This window comes from Streptomyces sp. RK62, assembly GCF_018070255.1.
Taxonomy (GTDB): Bacteria; Actinomycetota; Actinomycetes; order Streptomycetales; family Streptomycetaceae; genus Streptomyces; species Streptomyces nigra.
On record NZ_JAGPYD010000003.1, the window covers coordinates 202,140 to 217,725 of the forward strand.

Consider the following 15,586-nt stretch of genomic DNA (forward strand, 5'->3'; position numbering starts at 1 on the left):
CGCCTACTTCCGCATCACGACGGGTTCGCGCCGGCGCAGCAGCCGGGAGACGAGGAAGCCGAAGATCAGCGAGAGCACGACCAGCATGCCGATGTTGAAGAGCCAGATCGCCGCCGAGTGTTCGAACAGCGGGTCGCCGGTGAGGTCGCCCGGCACGATCCGGGACAGTTCGACGGTGCCGGCCATGGCGCCGAGCGCCCAGCGCGAGGGCACCAGCCAGGACAGCTGCTCCAGACCGGGCACGCCGTGCAGTTGGAGCAGCGCGCCGCAGAAGACGACCTGGACGATGGCGAGCAGCACCAGCAGCGGCATCGTCACCTCTTCCTTGCGCACCAGGGCGGAGACGACGAGTCCGAGCATCATCGCGGTGAACGCGAGCAGGGCGACGGCGATGATGATCTCCACGAGGGGCGGCAGCAGCACGCCTTCGCCGCGCGGGGCGCCCAGGTCGACGCCGAGCAGGGCGACCAGGGTCAGGACGACGGCCTGGAGCACGGTGATCGTCCCGAGGACCACCACCTTGGACATCAGGTACGCCGATCTGGACAGGCCGACGGCCCGTTCCCGCTGGTAGATGACGCGTTCCTTGACGAGTTCGCGCACGGCGTTCGCCGCACCGGTCAGGACGCCGCCGACGCACAGGATGAGCAGCGCGTTCATCGCCGTCTCCTGGGTCAGTCTGCTGCCGGCGAGGGCGCGGGCCATGACCCCCATCACGAACGGCAGGGCGATCATGATGATGAGGAAGGTGCGGTCGGCGCTGAGCGCGGCGGCGTAGCGGCGGATCAGGGTGCGCAGCTGGGCGCCGCGGCTGCGGGGTCTGGGCGGCGGGGTGATGACGACGGGGTCGGCGCGGTCCTGCCGGGGCTGCCCGGTGGCGTCGGCGATGTACCGGCGGTGCTGGGGGGAGACGCGGTAGTCGCCGGCCCAGTCCCGCTCCCGGTCGCGTTCGAACGCCTCGAAGGCCTCCGGCCAGTGGTCGAAGCCGAAGTAGGCCAGGGCCTCGTCGGGCGGTCCGTAGTAGGCGATGCGTCCGCCGGGGGCGAGGACGAGGAGCCGGTCGCAGACGTCGAGGCTGAGGACGCTGTGGGTGACGACGATGACGGTGCGGCCGTCGTCGGCGAGGCCGCGCAGCATGTGCATCACGGATCGGTCCATGCCGGGGTCGAGTCCGGAGGTCGGCTCGTCGAGGAAGAGCAGCGACGGCTTGGTCAGCAGTTCCAGGGCGACGCTGACGCGTTTGCGCTGGCCGCCGGAGAGGCTGTGCACGGGCTGCCCGGCGCGCTGCTCCAGGCCGAGTTCGTGGATGACCTCGTCGACCCGGGCCCGGCGCTCGGCCTTCGCGGTGTCCTGCGGGAAGCGGAGTTCGGCGGCGTACGACAGGGCGCTGCGGACGGTGAGCTGGCCGTGCAGGATGTCGTCCTGCGGGACGAGGCCGATGCGCTGCCGCAGCTCGGCATAGTCGTGGTAGAGGTCGCGGCCGTCGTAGAGGACGGTGCCGTGGTCGGCGGGGCGCTGCCCGGTGAGGGCGTTGAGAAGGGTGGACTTGCCGGCGCCGCTCGGGCCGACGACGGCGAGCAGGCACTTCTCCCCCACCGGGAAGGAGACGTGGTCGAGCAGGGTCTTGCGGCCGTGGTCGACGGCGACGGCGAGGTCCTGCACCTCCAGGGACACCTCACCGGTGTCGACGTACTCCTGGAGCTGGTCGCCGACCAGGCAGAACGCGGAGTGGCCGATGCCGACGATGTCGCCCTCGGCGATGGGGGCGGTGGTGACCGGAGTGCCGTTCAGATAGGTGCCGTTGTGGCTGCCCAGGTCGGTGATCTCGTAGGTCCCGTCGGGCAGGGCGCGCAGCTCGGCGTGGTGGCGGGAGACGATCAGGTCGTCGACGACGAGGTCGTTGTCGGCGGCGCGGCCGACGCGGATGGTCCGGGTGGGCAGCGGCCGGACGTTGGTCGGCTGCCGGAAGGTGCCGGTGCGGCTGGGCATGGACACGGCCGAGGGGCGCTCGGGCGTGGCGGCCGGGGCGGGGCGGTCGAGCAGGACGGCCCGGGGTCCGTCGGCCGGGTTGCCGAAGCGGATGACGGTGCCGGGGCCGACGTCCCGGTGGTCGACCCGGTGCCCTTCGGTGTAGGTGCCGTTGGTGCTGTTCTCGTCGTCGAGGGTCCAGTGGCCGTCCTCGGGGCGCAGCACGGCGTGGTGCCAGGAGACCCGGGCGTCGTCGATGACGATGTCGCTGAGCGGGTCGCGTCCCACGTGGTAGTCGCGGCCCGGGGTCATCACGGTGGAGCCCGCCTCGGTCTCCAGGACCAGTACGGGCGCAGTCGGTGCGATCGAACGCTCCGCCATGCCTGGATTCTATCGATCTATCCCGGTATGCGCCTGGTCGTCGTGGGCCGGGGACGCCGGCGCGCGGTCAGCCGACGGGCACGATCAGGGCGGGAACGGTGCGCTGCATGCGGAGGGCGTCCACGGACTCGGCGAGCAGTTCGTACTCGGTGGTGTCGTCGCTCACGGCGATCCGCACGAGCCTGCCCGCCGCCAACTCGTCGGCGATCAGCTCCTGCTGGTCCGGGTCACCGCACCAGGACCGCAGTACGGCGGGGACGTCGGGGACGGTGTCGGCGACCGGGACGAGCGCACCGGGAGGGATGTGCTCGGACTCCGGCCGCGGGTCTAATCGCTCGGCCATCCAGGACGCCCGGTCGCGCAGCCACCACAGGGCCAGGGCGAGGGTGGGGGCCCGGTAGGTCCCGAGCGGTACGCCGATCCGCCGTCCGTCGCAGACGCCGTACGCGGTCACCTGGCAAAGGAACTCGTCGTGCACGTAGCCTCCCCCGTGGTGCCGTGGCCGCCTGTCGGCGGACCTCGCTTTCCCGTGCGGCCCGTGAGCGGTGTGTGAGCGTGCCGTCGCCCCATGTGAAGCACCCTCGTTGTCGAGTATGTTCACTACTGAAACACTGTCACCATGACTTTCCGGCCAGTCTCCTGGCATATTCACGGCGGCTTCTGGCCGAAACGAGACGGAGACCTGGTCACCCCCCGGCGGGGGCCCGGGCGATGAGTTCTGCGGGGCGCGACGGTCTGTCCCTGCGAAGGCGGGAGTACCGCCCCCGGTCGAGGAGACCGCCACGCCCCGGAGGACGTCATGAGCACGCACACAGATCTGGACGCCGAGTTCACCGCCGTCCTGCGCAAGAGCCCCGCCGAAGGGGGCTGGACCTATGTGGTCTGGCCGCGGTCCGCCGCGTTCTTCGGCACCCGTGGACTGGTCAAGGTCCGCGGGACCGTAGACGGGCACCCGTTCCGCAGTTCGTTCATGGCGCTCGGGGACGGCACCCACAAGCTCCCCGTCAAGGCCGAGGTGCGCAAGGCCATCGGCAAGGAGGAGGGAGACACGGTCACCGTCCGCCTCATCGAGCGGATCGGCGCCTGAGCCTCCCTCCCGTGCGGGTCAGCCCTTGATCACCGCGTCGATCCGGGCCAGTTCCTCGGCGTCGAAGTCGAGGTTGCGCGTCGCGGCGACACTGTCCTCGATCTGTCGGGCGCTGCTCGCGCCGACCAGCGCCGACGTCACCCGGCCGCCGCGCAGCACCCAGGCCAGGGCCAGCTGTGCCAGCGTCTGCCCACGGGACGCGGCGATCTCGTTCAGCGCGCGCAGCCGGCCGACGAGGTCCTCGGTGACGGCGTCCGAGTTCAGGAACGGGCTGTCGCTCGCCGCCCGCGAATCCTCGGGGATGCCGTCGAGGTAGCGGCCGGTCAGCAGACCCTGCTCCAGCGGGGAGTAGACGATCGAGCCGACCTGGAGCTCGTCGAGCGCGTCCAGCACGCCCTCGTCCTCGGGACGCCGGTCGAGCATCGAGTAGCGCGGCTGGTGGATGAGGAGCGGGGTGCCCAGCTCACCCAGGATGCGGGCCGCCTCCCGGGTCTGCTCGGCCGAGTAGTTGGAGACGCCGACGTACAGCGCCTTGCCCTGCTGCACCGCCGAGTGCAGGGCGCCCATCGTCTCCTCCAGCGGAGTCTCCGGGTCGGGGCGGTGCGAGTAGAAGATGTCGACGTAGTCCAGGCCCATCCGGCTCAGGCTCTGGTCGAGCGAGGACAGCAGGTACTTGCGCGAGCCCCACTCGCCGTACGGGCCGGGCCACATCAGATAGCCGGCCTTGGTCGAGATGATCAGCTCGTCCCGGTAGGGGGCGAGGTCCGCCTTCAGGGCGTCACCGAACGCCGACTCGGCGGCGCCGGGCGGCGGGCCGTAGTTGTTGGCGAGGTCGAAGTGGGTGACACCCAGGTCGAAGGCGCGGCGCAGGATGGCGCGCTGGGTCTCGGCGGGGCGGTCGGGCCCGAAGTTGTGCCAGAGGCCGAGCGACAGCGCGGGGAGTTTGAGGCCGCTGCGTCCGGTGCGCCGGTAGGGCATGTCCGCGTAGCGGTCGGGGTGTGCGGTGTACAACGCGACTCCAGAGGGGTGGGCACACGGGGAGGCGGCTCGTGTGAGCCGCCGTTCCGGTCGGCCTCCATGCTGTCGCGACCTGCGGGCAGTGGTCCAACAGGTAAATCAGATGGGATTCAGCGGCTAGGCTGCTCAATCATGGAACTGCGCCATCTCCAGCATTTCGTGGCGGTCGCCGAGGACCAGCATTTCACCCGCGCGGCCGAACGCCTCATGGTGTCCCAGTCCGGCTTGTCGGCCTCCATCCGGGCCCTGGAGCGGGAGCTGCAGACACCGCTGTTCGTGCGGACGACCCGCCGGGTGACGCTCACCCCGGCCGGGCGGGCCCTGCTGTGCGAGGCCGAGCGCATCCTGGCCCAGGTGCGGGCCGCGCACGAGGCGGTGGCCGCGGTGCAGGGCGTCCTGCGCGGGATGCTGGCGCTCGGCTCCGAGCAGTGCATCGCCGGTGTGCATGTGGCGGGGCTGCTCGCGGCCTTCCGGCGGGAGCACCCGGACGTGGAGATCTGCCTGCGGCAGGCGGGCTCCGGCGCGCTCGCGGAGGAGGTCGCGGCCGGGCGCCTCGACCTCGCCTTCGCCGTACGGACCGCCCAGGAGGAGACCGACCAGTTGCGGACCGTCCCCCTGACCAGCGAACCCATGACCGTGCTGTGCCATCCGAGCCATCCGCTCGCCCTGACCGGCGCCCCCGTCACCCCCGAGGACCTCGGCGGCGAGGTGTTCGTCGACTTCCACCCGGACTGGGGTCCGCGCCGGGCCACCGACACGGTGTTCGCGGCCGCCGGGGTGCGCCGGACGGTCGCCCTGGAGGTCAACGACGTCCACGGGCTGCTCGACCTGGTCGACGAGAACCTGGGGATCGCCGTCGTGCCGCGTCACTTCCGGCACAAGCGCCCGTCGCTGACCGCCCTGCCGGTGAAGGGCGCGGGCGACACCGTGTACCAGACGGTCGCCCTGCTGCCGCCGGAGCAGGCCACGAGTCCGGCCGCGCGGGCGCTGATGGGACTGCTCCAGACCGAGGGCGCCTGACGCGGACATGCGCGATGGTGGACCCATGCATGCGAAGGACATCCTCATCGAGGGCTACGGCCGTATCCGCGAAGAGGTCCACGCGGCCGTCGAGGGCCTCGGCCCCGACCGGCTCGGCGCCCGCCCCTCCCCCGACGCCAATTCCATCGCCTGGCTGATCTGGCATCTCACCCGGATCCAGGACGATCACATCGCCGACGCCTTCGGGCTCGAACAGGTGTGGCTGGCGCAGGACTGGCACCGCACCTTCGGGCTCGACCTGCCGCGCCACGACACCGGCTACGGGCACACCTCCGCGAAGGTCGCCAAGGTCCAGGTGTCCTCGGGCGACCTGCTGACCGGCTACTACGACGCCGTGCACGAGCAGTCCCTGGGCGTGCTGCGGACGGTGGCGGCCAAGGATCTGGAGCGCGTCGTCGACGAGCACTGGGACCCGCCGGTCACCCTGGGCGTCCGGCTGGTCAGCGTCCTGTCCGACGATCTCCAGCACGTCGGACAGGCCGCCTACGTCCGCGGGCTCCTTCAGAGCGCGTAGCCCGGGAGCACGACGTCCTCCAGGAGGGCCTTGCGCTCGTCGAACGGGATGAATGCGCTCTTGACGGCGTTCACGGTGACCGTGCGCAGGTCCTCGACCGTCCAGCCGGCCTCCTCGACCAGCAGCGTCATCTCGCGGGTCATCGTCGTACCGGAGACGAGCCGGTTGTCGGTGTTGAGGGTGACCCGGAAGCCGAGGTCCTTGAGCGCGGTGATCGGGTGCTCGGCGATCGAGGTGGCCGCGCCGGTCTGGAGGTTGGACGTGGGGCACATCTCCAGCGCGATACGGCGGTCCCGCACCCATCCGGCGAGCCGGCCGAGCTTGCCGTCGACGATGTCCTCGGTGATCCGCACACCGTGGCCGACGCGCTGGGCGCCGCACACCTGCACGGCCTGGTGGATGCTCGGCAGACCGTGCGCCTCACCGGCGTGGATGGTGAAGGGCACGCTCTCGCGGCGCAGATGCTGGAAAGCGTCGAGGTGGTCGGCGGCCGGGAAGCCGTCCTCGGCCCCGGCGATGTCGAAGCCGACGACACCGGAGTCCCGGAAGGCGACGGCCAGATCGGCGGCCTCGCGCACCCGGTCGAACATCCGCATGCCGCACAGCAGCGTGCCCACCCGCACCGGGGTGCCGGCCGCGGCGGCCTTCGCCATACCGGCGGCCAGGCCCTCCTGGACGGTCTCCACGACCTCGGCCATGGTCAGCTCGCCCCGGGTGTTCAGCTCGGGGGCGTAGCGGACCTCGCCGTAGACGACACCGTCGGCGGCGAGGTCGAGGACGTACTCCTCGGCGGTGCGCAGCAGGCCCTCGCGGGTCTGCATCACGGCGAGGGTGTGCTCGAAGGTCGCTATGTAGCGGACCAGGTCGCCCGAGTTGGCGGCCTCGAAGTACCAGGCGGCGAGCTCGTCCGGGTCGGTGGTGGGCAGGGTGTGCCCGATCTCCGCCGCGAGTTCCACCACGGTGGCGGGGCGCAGTCCGCCGTCGAGGTGGTCGTGCAGGACGGCCTTGGGGAGGCAGCGGATCACAGCGGCGTCTACGCGCGTAGCGGTCATGGTGCGGTCTCTCTGGGTCGGGCGGGGTGCGACGGGGGTGCGGGCGGGTCAGCCGGCGGGCTGGAGCAGGTCCCAGCGATTGCCGTACAGGTCCTGGAAGACGGCGACGGAACCGTACGGCTCGTGCCGGGGCTCCTCCAGGAAGGTGACGCCCGCCGCGAGCATCCGGGCGTGGTCGCGGGCGAAGTCGTCGGTGTACAGGAAGAAGCCGACCCGTCCGCCGGTCTGGTCGCCGACGCGGGCCCGCTGCCCGTCGCCCTTGGCACGGGCCAGGAGCAGTCCGGTGCCGGGGCCGTCCGGGGCCACGACGACCCAGCGCGAGCCGTCGGGCCGGGGGGCGTCCTCGACGAGCCGGAAACCCAGGGCGTCGGTGTAGAAGCGGATCGCCTCGTCGTAGTCGTCGACGACGAGGGTGACCAGGGCGAGGTGCGGCATCGGGGCCTTCCGGGACGGGTGGTTAGCGGGAGAGGTTATACGTAAAACTTGGAGGACGCCAGTCCGGGGCGGGGGCTGGATCCGCTGGGCGTTTCCCGAGCACGGCCCCCCTTCCGGACCGGTATCGTCCGCTATCCCTCCTGCCGGCGCCCCGCGTCCAACCGGGCCACCTCCGTGTCCGTCAGGCGGAGGGCGCCCGCTGCCACGTTCTGCCGCAGATGGTCGGGGTTGCCGGTGCCGGGGATGGCGAGGACGTGGGGGCCCCTGCTCAGGGTCCAGGCGATGCGGATCTGGGCCGGGGTGACGCCGTGCGCCCGGGCGAGTGCGCGGACGTCCTCGTCGTGCGCGTCGGTCGCGCCCCGCTCCCCCACCTCCCCGGCCACCGCGTAGAACGGCACGAACGCGATGCCCGACTCGCCGCACAGGCGCAGCAGTTCGTCGGCGTTCGAGTCGGGGCGGTCGAGGGCGTAGCGGTTCTGGACGGCGACCACGGGCGCGATGGCGCGGGCCTCGGCCAGGTGGCGCGGCTGGACGGAGGAGATGCCGAGGTGGCGGACGAGACCGGCCTCGCGCAGTTCGGCCAGGGCGCCGAAGTGCTCGGCGATGGAGTCCTGCCGCATCCGGCGCAGGTACACGAGGTCCAGGTGGTCGCGGCCGAGTTGGCGCAGGTTCTCCTCGACGTGGCCGCGCAGTTGGTCGGGCCGGGCGGCGGTGCCCCACTCGCCGTCGTACTCGCGGTGGGGGCCGACCTTCGTGGCGATGACGAGGTCGTCGGGGTACGGCGCCAGCGCGCTGTTGATGAGTTCGTTGGCGGAGCGCAGGGCGGAGAAGTAGAAGGCGGCCGTGTCGATGTGGTTCACGCCGAGTTCGACCGCGGTGCGCAGGACGTCGAGGGAGCGTTCCCTGCGGCTGGGGACGCCGTGGTGGAAGGCGGCGCTGCCCGTCAGCCGCATCGCGCCGAGGCCGAGGCGGTGGACGGGCAGGTCGCCGAGGTTCCAGGTGCCCGAGGCGTGCGCGGTGATCGTTTCCGTCGTCATCGGCGGAGTCTCGCACACGCCAGGGGACCCGGAGGGCGGTCAGCAGTAGAGGTTGCCGCCGGGGGTGACGCCGAGGATCTGGGTGAAGCGCTGGTAGGCGTCGACGCGGCTCTGGACCTGGGCGGGGTTCTTGCCGTCGCATTCCAGGCTGCCGTTGATGGAGCGGATGGTCTGGCCGAAGCCGGCCTGGTTGACCATGGCGTTGTGGGGGGTCATGGAGCCGGGGCCGGTCTGGGTGTTCCAGTACCACAGGCCGGTCTTCCAGGCGACGGCCGCCTCGTTCTGCACCCGCCAGGGGTTGTTCAGCAGATCGATGCCGAGGGCGTCGCCGGCGGCCTTGTAGTTGAAGTTCCACGACAGCTGGATCGGACCCCGCCCGTAGTACGCGGCCTGGCCCGCCGGGCACCCGTACGGCTGACCCCAGTCGCAGTAGTGCGGGTAGTTGGCGGTGTTCTGCTCGACGATGTGGACGAGGCCGCCGGTCTCGTGGTTGACGTTGGCGAGGAAGGCGGCGGCCTCCTGCTTCTTGACCGTGTCGCTGCCCGAGTTCGCGAAACCGGGGTAGGCACTGAGCGCCGCGACCAGGCCGCTGTAGGTGTAGAAGGAGTTCCGGCCCGGGAACATCTGGTTGAACTGGGCCTCACTGACGACGAATCCGGCGGCGGAGGCACTCTGGGCGGGCTGGAGCAGCAGCGCGGTGCTGCCGAGGGCCAGCGAGGAGACGAGTGCGGCCAGACGGCGCTTCAGCACGTGATCAGCTCCTTTGCGGAGAGCACGGCCGCACCCGGACAAGGGCATGACAAATCAGAGGCCTTGTGCGCACGCGCCGACGAGGTCGGCCACGACGTGGGGGCGGCCGTGGTGGGGGGTGTGGGGACACACTCAACCGCTTTGGTCTGTACCAGTCAAGGGTGTAGACCAGTCAACTCGGCTGGAGGGAAAGGCGGTCAGGGCTCCCGGGCGATCTCCCGGCGCCGACGCGTGAGGTAGGCCCGTTCGGCGGGGCTCTCGGAGAGCTCGACGGCCCGCTCGTAGGCGCGTACGGCCTCCGCGGTCCGGTCCAGGCGGCGCAGCAGATCGGCGCGGACGGCGTGGAACACGCGGTAGCCGTCGAGGTCCAGGGCGTCGACCAGGGTGAGGGCGGGGCCCGGTCCGTCGGTCTCGGCGACCGCGACCGCCCGGTTCAGGGCCACGACCGGACTGGGGGCGACGGCCGTGAGCTGGTCGTAGAGCTGCCGGATCTGCCCCCAGTCGGTGCGGGTCGCGTGCGGCGCGTCGCTGTGCACGGCCTGGATCGCCGCCTGGATCTGGTACGGCCCCGGACGCCCGAGCCGCAGGCACCGCCGGACGAGCGCCTGCCCCTCCGCCACGAGGGAGTGGTCCCAGCGGCTCCGGTCCTGTTCGGGGAGCGGGACGAGCGCGCCGTTCTCGTCCCGCCGGGCGGCGCGGCGGGACTCGACGAGGAGCATCAGGGCGAGCAGCCCGGTCACCTCCGGTTCGTCCGGCATGAGGTCCGCGAGCAGCCGGCCGAGGCGCACGGCCTCCTCGCACAGCGCGGGCTCCCCGTCACAGCCCTGGTTGAAGATCAGGTAGACGACGGCCAGCACCGCCGTGAGCCGGTCGGGCAGGTCGGCGTCGCGCGGCAAGCGGTAGGGGATGCGGGCGTCGCGGATCTTCGCCTTGGCCCGCACCAGCCGCTGCGCCATGGTCGGTTCGGGAACCAGGAAGGCCCGGGCGATCTGCGCGGTGCTGAGCCCGCCGAGCAGCCGCAGGGTGAGGGCGACCCGGGCCGGCATCGCCAGCGCGGGGTGACAGCAGGTGAAGATCAGACGGAGCCGTTCGTCGCGCACGGGGCCCTCCTCGGGCGGTGCGTCGGGGGCGTGCAGCAGAGCCGCCTGCGCGTGCCGCCCGTCCCGGGTCGCCTCGCGGCGCAGGCGGTCGATGGCGCGGTTGCGGGCGGTGGTGATGATCCAGCCCGCGGGGCTCGGCGGCACGCCGGTGCGGGGCCAGCGCTCCAGCCCGGTGGTGAAGGCGTCCTGGACGGCCTCCTCGGCGAGGTCGATGTCGCCGAGGAGGCGGACGAGAACGGCGACCGCGCGGCCGTACTCCGCGCGGAAGACCGCCTCGACGTCCGGTCCGGTCACCGCTCCCCGGCCTCGCCGACGAAGGGCCGCACCTCGATGGGCAGTGTGGTGGCCAGGGCGAGCCGGCGGCCCCACTCCAGGGCGGCGTCCAGGTCGGGCGCCTGGATGAGGCTGATGCCGCCGAGCATCTCCTTGCCCTCGGCGTACGGCCCGTCGGTGACCAGGACGTCGCCGTCGCGGGGCCGCAGCACCGTGGTGGACTCCGGGCCGTGCAGTCCCCCGGCGAACACCCAGGCCCCCGCCTCGCGCAGGTCCTGGTTCAGGGCGTCGAGGTTCTTCCCGATCTCGGCGAGGACGTCCGGGGCGGGCGGCTCTCCGACCGGTTGCATCACACTGAGCAGGTAGTACTTCATGACGGCCTCCTGAGGCGTCGTGCCGGTCTCTCACCCTCTACACGAACGGCACGCCCCTGGATCGACACCTCGCGGACCCGTACGGCGAGAATTCTCGTCATGAGCAGCCAGGACCGCCCGCCCGTCACCGGTACCCAGGACCACCCGCTCGTCGAGCGCGCCCGGCGGCTCGCCGCCGATCTGCTCGCCCCGCAGGCCGAACGCGTCGACCAGGAGGGCGTGCCCGCCGGGCACATCGAGGCGATCCGGCGTTCGGGGCTGCTCGGGGTGAGCGCCCCACGCGAGTACGGCGGCTGGGCGGCGCCCACGGCGGTGGCGCGGCGCACGGCGGAGATTCTCGCGGGCGCCTGCTGTTCGACGTGGTTCGTGCAGACCCAGCACCACACGCCCGTGGCGACGCTGGCCGCGTGCGAGGGCCCGGCGCGGGAGCGCCTGCTCGGCCAGATGGCCCGCGGGGAGCTGCTTTCGGGGGTGGCGTACGCGCATCTGCGGGCGTACCCGCGCACCCCCGTGCGGGTCACCGAGGAGCGCGGCGGTCTGCGGTTCGACGGGCGGGTGCCCTGGTACACCGGCTGGGGGCTCAACGACGTGATGTTGCTCGCCGGCATCTCGCGGGACGGCGAAGCGGTGTTCGCCTTCACCGAGGCCAGGGAGCAGCCGGGACTGCGGCCCTCGGAACCGATGCGGCTGGCGGCACTCACGGCGTCCCGCACGGTCTCGCTGGAGCTGGACGGGCTGCGGCTCCCGCTCGAGTCCGTCGCGCTGCGGCTGCCGTACGAGGAGTGGGCGGCGCGGGACAGGGTGAAGACGGTCAGCGCCTCGCCCGCGGTGTTCGGCATCGCCGAGGCGGCGCTCGCCCTGCTGGACGACGAGGTGGCCGAGCCGTTGCGCGCCCGTGTGGCGGCGGTCCGGGAGCGGGCCTACGCACTGGCCGACGCGCCCGGCACCGAGGCGGACCTGGCGGAGCGCCTGGCGCTGCGGATCGACGCGGCCGAGCTGATGCGTACGGCCACCACGGCGGCGGTCGTGGCCGGCGGGGGCCGTTCCCTCTCCTTGTCCAGTACGGCCCAACGCCTCGCGCGGGAGGCCCTGTTCCTGCTGGTGCAGGGCCAGACGGCCACGTCGCGTGAGGCCCACCTGGGGGTGCTGGCGGCAGGCAAGCCCTAGCCGGAGCCGTGCAGCTGGGCGCGTTCAGTCCTCGTCGGCCGCCGGGACCACGACGAGGAAGGCGTCGGACTTCAGGTCCATCACGACCGTCGCCGGTTCGCCCTCGGCGCGGCGCTCGGCCGCGTACTCCTCCGCCGGCCACGATCCGCGCGGCGACCCCGCGGGAAACCGCTCCAACACCTTCGCGCCCATACCGGCAGCCACCTCCACACCATTGCCCCTGTCATCGGACGAGAACCGAATCATCGGCTCCCACCCGGTACATCCCGTCTGCCCCCGCCCGCCACGAGCATGTCCACGACTTCCCGCCCGGTCAGCGGTGTCCGTCCCGCCGGATCAACCCGAACGGACGAACCGTGCACGCACGGGGGTACGACGTGTCCCGCGGCGCATCCCGATCAGGCGTCGGCGGGGAAGTCCTCACGAAGGCCCCGACAGGTGAGGACGACCGACGGCATGGAACACGACGTGGCGGGTGAGGGAGTGCGGTGCCTGGTGACGGGCGCCACCGGATACATCGGCGGGCGGCTGGTGCCCGAACTGCTGGCCGCCGGGCACCGGGTGCGCTGTCTGGCTCGTTCGCCGGAGCGGTTGCGCGACCACCCGTGGGCCCCGGACGCGGAGGTGGTGCGCGGCGACGTCACGGACGCCGCGTCGGTGGCCCGCGCCCTGGAGGGCGTCGACGTCGCCTACTACCTGGTGCACGCGCTGGGCACCGGCAAGGACTTCGAGGACACCGACCGCAGGGCGGCGCGCACCTTCGCCGAGCAGGCCCGCGCGGCGGGCGTACGGCGGATCGTCTACCTCGGCGGCCTCACCCCGGCCGGTGTGCCGGAGCACGAGCTGTCCCCGCATCTGCGCTCGCGGGCGGAGGTCGGGCGCATCCTGCTCGACTCCGGGGTGCCGGCGACCGTGCTGCGGGCGGCGGTCATCATCGGCTCGGGCTCGGCCTCCTTCGAGATGCTGCGCTACCTCACCGAACGGCTGCCCGTGATGGTCACGCCCAGCTGGGTGCACACCCGTATCCAGCCCGTGGCCGTACGGGACGTGCTTCGCGCCCTCGTCGGCAGCGCCCTCATGCCGCCGGACGTCGACCGGGCCTTCGACATCGGGGGTCCGGACGTGCTGACGTACCGGGAGATGATGGTCCGCTACGCGCAGGTGGCCGGGCTGCGCCGGCGGCTCATCCTGCCGGTGCCGGTCCTCACGCCGGGGCTGTCCAGCCACTGGGTGGGGCTGGTGACACCGGTGCCGTCGTCCATCGCACGGCCGCTGACCGAGTCGCTGCGCCACGAGGTGGTATGCCGTGAGCACGACATCGCCCGGTACGTGCCGGACCCGCCGGGGCATCCCATCGGCTTCGAGGAGGCGGTACGGCAGGCGCTGCGGCGGGTGCGCGACGCCAAGGTGTCCACGCGGTGGTCGTCGGCGTCGGTGCCGGGCGCGCCCAGCGATCCGCTGCCCACGGACCCCGACTGGGCCGGCGGCAGCCTCTACCGCGATCACCGGGAGCTGGTGGTGCACGCCTCGCCGGAGGCGCTGTGGCGGGTCATCGAGGGGATCGGCGGGGAGAACGGCTGGTACTCGTTCCCGCTCGCCTGGGCGGTGCGCGGGTGGCTGGACCGGCTGGTGGGCGGGGTGGGGCTGCGCCGGGGGCGCCGGGACGCCGCGCGGCTGAGGGTCGGCGACTCGCTGGACTTCTGGCGGGTCGAGGAGATCGAGCCGGGCCGGCTGCTGCGGCTGCGCGCGGAGATGCGGCTGCCGGGGCTGGCGTGGCTGGAGATGCGCGTGTTCACCGGTCCGGACGGCCGTACCCGCTACCGCCAGCGCGCCCTGTTCCATCCGCACGGGCTGGCGGGCCACGCGTACTGGTGGGGCGTGTCCCCGTTCCACGCAATCGTGTTCGGCGGGATGGCCCGCAACATCGCGCGGGCCGCGGCGGGTTCGTCCGCGCCCGCGATGGAACGCACCGCCTCTCACTAGTCCCGCACCCCCGGGGAGCACCCCTCATGAGCGTCTCGGTCGTCCTGTTCACCAGCGACCTGCGTCTGCACGACCATCCGCCGCTGCGCGCGGCCCTGGACGGCACCGACGGGACGGTTCCGCTGTTCGTGCGGGATACGGCCGTCGACGCCGCCGGGTTCGCGGCGCCCAACCGGCTGGCGTTCCTCGCGGACTGTCTGCGCGATCTGGACGCCGGGCTGCGTGAGCGGGGCGGCCGGCTGGTCCTGCGCCGGGGCGACCTGGTCGAGCAGGTGTGCCGGGTGGTGACGGAGGCGGACGCCGACGAGGTGCACATGGCGTCCGACGTCAGCGCCCACGCCCAGCGCCGCGAGGAGCGGCTGCGCCGGGCCCTGGAGGCCGAGGGCGTACGGCTGCACGTCCACGACACGGTGACGACCGCCGTCGCCCCCGGCGCGGTGACCCCGGCGTCCTCCGACCACTTCGCCGTCTTCACCCCGTATCTGCGGCGCTGGGCGGACCATCGGATGCGGGACCCGCTCGGCGCGCCGCGCGCGATGCGCGTCCCGGACGGCGTGGGGTCCGAGCCGCTGCCCGGGCGGAGCGCGCTGTCCGGGCTGTCGGAGGGGCTCGCCGCGGGCGGGGAGAAGGAGGGCCGGCGCCGGCTCACGGCCTGGCTGCGCGACGGCGTGGCCGCCTACGCGGACCGGCACGACGACCTCGCCGGTGACGCCACCTCCCGGCTCTCCCCGCATCTGCACTTCGGCACCCTCTCCCCCGTCGAACTGGTCCACCGGGCCCGCCGGGCGGGCGGCGCGGGCGCCGAGGCGTTCGTACGGCAGCTCGCCTGGCGGGACTTCCACCGGCAGGTCCTCGCGGCGCGGCCGGCGGCCGCCACGGCCGACTACCGCACGCGCGGCGACCGCTGGCGGCCGGATCGGGAGGCGGAGCGGGACATCGCCGCGTGGCGGGAGGGCCGTACCGGCTACCCGATCGTCGACGCGGCGATGCGCCAGCTGCGGCACGAGGGCTGGATGCACAACCGGGGGCGGCTGCTGACGGCGAGCTTCCTCGCCAAGACGCTGTACGTCGACTGGCGGGTCGGCGCCCGGCACTTCCTGGACCTGCTGGTCGACGGCGATCTGGCCAACAACCAGCTGAACTGGCAGTGGGTGGCCGGGACCGGCACCGACACCCGCCCGAACCGTGTGCTGAACCCGGTCCTGCAGGCCAAGCGGTACGACCCCGAGGGCCGTTACGTCCGCCGCTGGGTGCCCGAGCTGGCGGAGGTGCCGCGCGCCATGGTGCACGAGCCGTGGCGGCTCGGCGACGACGACCGTGGCGCGCTCGGCTACCCGGCCCCGGTCGTCGAGCTCGCCGAGGGTCTCGACCGCTTCAAGCGCGCCCGGGGCCGCTGAAGCGCCCGAT

Annotated in this window: 16 protein-coding genes; 6 read left to right on the forward strand and 10 right to left on the reverse strand. The window is 72.7% G+C overall.

Annotated elements, in window-relative coordinates; all coding sequences use genetic code 11:
• Window positions 1-3: 3 nt before the first annotated feature.
• Together KBY32_RS07305 and KBY32_RS07310 are read right to left on the reverse strand one after the other, a co-directional pair.
• A complete protein-coding gene (locus tag KBY32_RS07305; protein ID WP_210979299.1) occupies window positions 4-2,349 on the reverse strand; it encodes an FHA domain-containing protein in 2,346 nt (781 codons plus the stop codon).
• Window positions 2,350-2,416: 67 nt separating this feature from the next.
• On the reverse strand, window positions 2,417-2,827 hold the full coding sequence (locus tag KBY32_RS07310; protein WP_210979300.1) for a hypothetical protein: 411 nt from the start codon (window positions 2,825-2,827) through the stop codon (window positions 2,417-2,419).
• Between the two features lie 321 nt (window positions 2,828-3,148).
• Between KBY32_RS07310 and KBY32_RS07315 the strand changes: the two genes are divergently transcribed.
• Window positions 3,149-3,436, forward strand: a complete 288-nt coding sequence (locus KBY32_RS07315) for a DUF1905 domain-containing protein (RefSeq protein ID WP_115506518.1) — start codon at window positions 3,149-3,151, stop codon at window positions 3,434-3,436.
• An 18-nt stretch (window positions 3,437-3,454) separates the two neighbouring features.
• Here the strand turns inward: KBY32_RS07315 and mgrA are convergent, their stop codons facing one another.
• Window positions 3,455-4,447, reverse strand: coding sequence for an L-glyceraldehyde 3-phosphate reductase (gene mgrA / locus KBY32_RS07320; RefSeq protein ID WP_055619733.1), 993 nt, complete (start codon window positions 4,445-4,447; stop codon window positions 3,455-3,457).
• A gap of 138 nt (window positions 4,448-4,585) precedes the next feature.
• Here mgrA and KBY32_RS07325 point away from each other — a divergent pair, with 138 nt between their 5' ends.
• The gene (locus tag KBY32_RS07325) at window positions 4,586-5,473 is read left to right on the forward strand and encodes a LysR family transcriptional regulator (RefSeq protein ID WP_210979301.1); all 888 of its coding nucleotides are present in this window, start codon (window positions 4,586-4,588) and stop codon (window positions 5,471-5,473) included.
• Between the two features lie 25 nt (window positions 5,474-5,498).
• Window positions 5,499-6,008: a DUF664 domain-containing protein gene (locus tag KBY32_RS07330; RefSeq protein WP_210979302.1), complete on the forward strand. Its 510-nt coding sequence runs from the start codon at window positions 5,499-5,501 to the stop codon at window positions 6,006-6,008.
• On the opposite strand, the gene KBY32_RS07335 is transcribed toward KBY32_RS07330, so the two are convergent.
• From KBY32_RS07335 to KBY32_RS07360, 6 genes are all read right to left on the reverse strand, one after another.
• Window positions 5,996-7,060, reverse strand: a complete 1,065-nt coding sequence (locus KBY32_RS07335; protein ID WP_210979303.1) for an adenosine deaminase — start codon at window positions 7,058-7,060, stop codon at window positions 5,996-5,998. The genes KBY32_RS07330 and KBY32_RS07335 overlap by 13 nt on opposite strands.
• Window positions 7,061-7,108: 48 nt before the next feature.
• Window positions 7,109-7,495: a VOC family protein gene (locus KBY32_RS07340; protein WP_210979304.1), complete on the reverse strand. Its 387-nt coding sequence runs from the start codon at window positions 7,493-7,495 to the stop codon at window positions 7,109-7,111.
• Between the two features lie 131 nt (window positions 7,496-7,626).
• On the reverse strand, window positions 7,627-8,532 hold the full coding sequence (locus KBY32_RS07345) for an aldo/keto reductase (protein WP_210979305.1): 906 nt from the start codon (window positions 8,530-8,532) through the stop codon (window positions 7,627-7,629).
• Window positions 8,533-8,571: 39 nt separating this feature from the next.
• On the reverse strand, window positions 8,572-9,279 hold the full coding sequence (locus KBY32_RS07350) for a chitinase (RefSeq protein WP_370592008.1): 708 nt from the start codon (window positions 9,277-9,279) through the stop codon (window positions 8,572-8,574).
• A 200-nt stretch (window positions 9,280-9,479) separates the two neighbouring features.
• A complete protein-coding gene (locus KBY32_RS07355) occupies window positions 9,480-10,676 on the reverse strand; it encodes an RNA polymerase sigma factor (protein WP_210979306.1) in 1,197 nt (398 codons plus the stop codon).
• Window positions 10,673-11,029: a YciI family protein gene (locus tag KBY32_RS07360; protein WP_210979307.1), complete on the reverse strand. Its 357-nt coding sequence runs from the start codon at window positions 11,027-11,029 to the stop codon at window positions 10,673-10,675. The genes KBY32_RS07355 and KBY32_RS07360 overlap by 4 nt, the downstream gene beginning before the upstream one ends.
• Window positions 11,030-11,128: 99 nt before the next feature.
• Between KBY32_RS07360 and KBY32_RS07365 the strand changes: the two genes are divergently transcribed.
• The gene (locus KBY32_RS07365; protein WP_210979308.1) at window positions 11,129-12,196 is read left to right on the forward strand and encodes an acyl-CoA dehydrogenase family protein; all 1,068 of its coding nucleotides are present in this window, start codon (window positions 11,129-11,131) and stop codon (window positions 12,194-12,196) included.
• A gap of 24 nt (window positions 12,197-12,220) precedes the next feature.
• Here the strand turns inward: KBY32_RS07365 and KBY32_RS07370 are convergent, their stop codons facing one another.
• On the reverse strand, window positions 12,221-12,388 hold the full coding sequence (locus KBY32_RS07370; RefSeq protein ID WP_164492252.1) for a hypothetical protein: 168 nt from the start codon (window positions 12,386-12,388) through the stop codon (window positions 12,221-12,223).
• A gap of 264 nt (window positions 12,389-12,652) precedes the next feature.
• Between KBY32_RS07370 and KBY32_RS07375 the strand changes: the two genes are divergently transcribed.
• Entirely contained in the window at window positions 12,653-14,179 is a 1,527-nt protein-coding gene (locus tag KBY32_RS07375; protein ID WP_210979309.1) for an SDR family oxidoreductase, read from the forward strand.
• Window positions 14,180-14,205: 26 nt separating this feature from the next.
• Complete coding sequence (locus KBY32_RS07380) at window positions 14,206-15,576, forward strand: deoxyribodipyrimidine photo-lyase (RefSeq protein WP_210979310.1); 1,371 nt, start codon at window positions 14,206-14,208, stop codon at window positions 15,574-15,576.
• The last annotated feature ends 10 nt before the right edge of the window (window positions 15,577-15,586 follow it).